This window comes from Brasilonema octagenarum UFV-OR1 (assembly GCF_963888615.1).
Lineage (GTDB): Bacteria > Cyanobacteriota > Cyanobacteriia > Cyanobacteriales > Nostocaceae > Brasilonema > Brasilonema sennae.
On record NZ_CAWPKW010000268.1, the window covers coordinates 1 to 2,812 of the forward strand.

General features: G+C 38.7%; 3 protein-coding genes. 2 read left to right on the forward strand and 1 reads right to left on the reverse strand.

Going from position 1 to position 2,812, the window contains the following annotated elements:
- The first annotated feature begins 251 nt into the window (after nt 1-251).
- Nucleotides 252-764 (forward strand): GNAT family N-acetyltransferase, encoded by a 513-nt coding sequence (locus tag AC5590_RS22300; RefSeq protein WP_169268941.1) that lies wholly within the window; start codon nt 252-254, stop codon nt 762-764.
- A 59-nt stretch (nt 765-823) separates the two neighbouring features.
- Here the strand turns inward: AC5590_RS22300 and AC5590_RS22305 are convergent, their stop codons facing one another.
- Nucleotides 824-1,714: a 2OG-Fe(II) oxygenase gene (locus tag AC5590_RS22305; protein WP_169268942.1), complete on the reverse strand. Its 891-nt coding sequence runs from the start codon at nt 1,712-1,714 to the stop codon at nt 824-826.
- Nucleotides 1,715-2,142: 428 nt separating this feature from the next.
- Between AC5590_RS22305 and AC5590_RS22310 the strand changes: the two genes are divergently transcribed.
- On the forward strand, nt 2,143-2,547 hold the full coding sequence (locus tag AC5590_RS22310; RefSeq protein ID WP_169268943.1) for a hypothetical protein: 405 nt from the start codon (nt 2,143-2,145) through the stop codon (nt 2,545-2,547).
- Nucleotides 2,548-2,812 lie beyond the last annotated feature (265 nt).

Here is a 2,812-nt window from a genome sequence, read left to right on the forward strand (position 1 = left end):
AGCGCTGGTCTCACCAGATACCTCTGTCGGGAAACACTCATCAAGTACTGGCTCCGCAACGCACTGGCTCTCCTTATTAAGGAGAGGGAAAGTCCTAACTTTTATCTGGTAGGGAAGCCAGTGCGGTGCGGTGAATCCCCTACAAAATGGGGTTTAAGATGATTAAATCATTTGTGTGTACCCCTCTCCTTAATAAGGAGAGGGGCAGGGGTGAGGTTTTTTATTGTAATTACGTGAAGTTGATATCAGTTATGCTAGATTTTGCGCCAGAAACACACAACCAAAGAGCAAAGATTTATCAAGTGATCACAGATGCTTTTGGTAGAACACAAGAAGCATCACTTGTAGATAAAATCCGCAACTGTCCGAATTTCATACCTGCATTATCCCTTGTCGCGCTAGAAAATGGGGATGTACTCGGACACATTCTTTTTAGCCGCATTTTCATTCAAGCATCAAAGCAAATTCCAGCGCTAGCACTAGCACCCTTAGCCGTAACACCACAGCGCCAGCGCCAAGGTATCGGTAGCCAGTTGGTGCAAATGGGCTTATCGAAATGTCGTGAGTCAGATTATTCTATTGTTGTCGTTGTTGGTGAACCGCGCTATTACAGACGTTTTGGTTTTCAAAAAGCGAGTCAATTTGGCTTGCACTCATCGTTACCAATTCCTGATGAGGCATTTATGGTGCTAGAACTCAAGCCGAGTGCTTTGATGAATATTAATGGGAACGTGTGCTACCCTGGTTACTTTAATGAGGTTTGAAATGTAATTTTCCAACTTGTCAAACTTCTGACTCTTCTCACTCCGTTATATCATTCTTACTAAGATTCTTCTCGCCAAAAAACACAACGCTTTTGGTGTTCGGAAAACATCGGGGAGAGTGAATGCAAATCTTCCATAGGTAGTGAAGATTTACAATAGAAAGGAAATTTTGGCTGTCTGGAAGTGTAATCAAAAAATATTGTAAATCTATCGTCAGCAACAGGTACTTTTCCCCGATGAAAGACACTATTAGTTCCTGCAATAACTATCGTACCAGATGGTCCTGTACAAGATTTGTAATTTGATGGAGATACAAATCGTTGTATAGATTCATCTCTAATGTACCCAGATTTATATCTTAAAGAATCAGCGACTTTTGAAGTGATATCTTTTGGAATATATTGAAATGGTCCTCCATCATCATTTATGTCATTTAAATAAATAATGACCTTGAATAATTTTCTATCTTCCCTGTCCATGTGCCATAACCTTGATTTATTCTGTACTTCATTAACAAGGTCTCTGCGAAAATAGGCACCATGATAAGCTACAGGTAGACCAAAATAATTTTCAGCAATATTGAGTAAACGTTGTTGTAATCCCCAAAGAAAAATCTCTGGATATTCCATTATTTGCTGGGTAGTTGCATGAATAACAAATTCCTTTTCATCGTCACAAAGGACTCTTGGGATTTTTGGCATTAAGTTTTTTGCGGCTTCCAGTATTTCAGAAGTAAAAGGAATCGAAAGCTCTTCTAATGAAGTGATAAAAAGTCCCTCATTATTAAGAGTCTCTACTATAGCCTGATCAGTACTCGAAAGGATAGGCAGATGACTCATGTGTTTTGCTAATGCTGCTTGATAAGCAAACTCAGCAGGAGTTTTTATCAGTGAGAATTCGTAAACATTCATTAAGAGTTTGTTACGTACCTGTGTTGCGAGTGTTTTCATATCGTCATCTCTTTGACAAAGATAAATGATTTCGTATTAAGTAAACTTACTGTAAATATCCAGTAATTTGTTGTTGCAATCAGGAAATTTATATGGACTTCACAGAAAATCGGCTACAACATAACTGTGCTTTACTTGTTCTGAATATTAATCCATAAAAACCAACTTTATGGCTGATTTTATCTGAAAAAAATTAAATAAAACTTCAGAATTTGACTTGGTGACAGACATATAAAAGTCATTTGTAATACGTATAAGTTACAGTCTTACTTAGTTGCTGCAAAGCAAAAATCAAGCAAGTTGTTTTCTGGTCTTAAATGTCTAAATTGTTACTAAAATTTTTGGCACAAATAGTTAGATAATCATACCAGCAACAGCTTATACTATCGCTTTGGAATAGCAGACATGAGTATAGAGGAGTCATAGTGATGGTACGGCGAATGATCGTGATTTTTCTGGTGTGGCTATTAACTGCGTGTACCACGAGTGTTCTCGCACCAACTAGCCAGTTAGTGGAAAAAGCAATTGCATTTGAATTACAGCAAACCCAACAGCAACTCAACCAACAATTAGGTTTAGATTTTCAGGGATTTGAAATCAATCGGCTATCAATTACTCAGCGAAAAGCTTTGACAGTTGAGAATTTGCCCACATACCGCGTTAAGGGAAACTACAACCTTACGTTCAAACTTCCAAAACGAAAATTGACACAACCTCAAAAACCTTTTGAAGTTTACCTGCAACTCCAGAAAGAAGGTAAAACTTGGCGGTTACTGGTTCCTGAACATGATAGCAAGGATTCTAAACAAGTTTGGCGCAGTTATTCTATTTAGACTAGGGGTGTAGGGGAGAAGAAATAAGGGTGTAGGGGTGTAGGGGGAAGAGAATTAAGGGTGTAAGGGGGTAAGGGTGTAGGGGAGCCAGTACTGCAGGAGGGTTTCCCTCACTTGGTATCTGGCGTGTGTAAGTGAATGGTTTATTCGTTAGTTCCGACAACTTTGGAATCAGATTGGGTAAGGTCTTTTACTTTCTTTCCCTTATACCTGAGATCTTGCACCATCATTTTCGTCCGCCAAGAAATAAATTTCTTGGCTCAAA